This window comes from Mesorhizobium sp. M5C.F.Ca.ET.164.01.1.1 (genome assembly GCF_004792125.1).
Taxonomy (GTDB): Bacteria; Pseudomonadota; Alphaproteobacteria; order Rhizobiales; family Rhizobiaceae; genus Mesorhizobium; species Mesorhizobium wenxiniae.
The window spans coordinates 1-317 of the sequence record NZ_SRTG01000402.1 but is presented as its reverse complement, the minus strand read 5'-3'; the positions used below and the strand labels follow the sequence as shown (position 1 = coordinate 317).

Below are 317 nucleotides of genomic sequence, written 5' to 3'. Positions count from 1 at the left end.
GTCGAGCAGGCCAACGACACCGTCTTCGGCCTAGCCTCCTACATCCAGGCCAAGGACATCGAGAAGGCGCGCGCCGTCGCCGCCCGCATGCGCTCCGGCAACGTCTACATCAACTACCCCACCTGGGACGCCGGCCTGCCCTTCGGCGGCTACAAGCAGTCCGGCAACGGCCGCGAGTATGCCGAATATGGGCTCGAGGATTTCCTGGAGATCAAGGGCATCGCGGGGTACGAGGCGGCGGAGTAGGCGGAGCAGAGGCCGGCGCAGGCGGATAGAGAAAGGGCGCGATCTCGGCTTCGCCATTTGCCATGAGCCGC

The 317-nt window shown here is 66.2% G+C and carries 1 protein-coding gene; it reads left to right on the top strand.

What is annotated here, in order from left to right:
- The coding region (locus EN807_RS34000; RefSeq protein ID WP_135938053.1) for an aldehyde dehydrogenase family protein at positions 1 to 246 on the top strand (246 nt) is incomplete at its 5' end.
- Positions 247 to 317 lie beyond the last annotated feature (71 nt).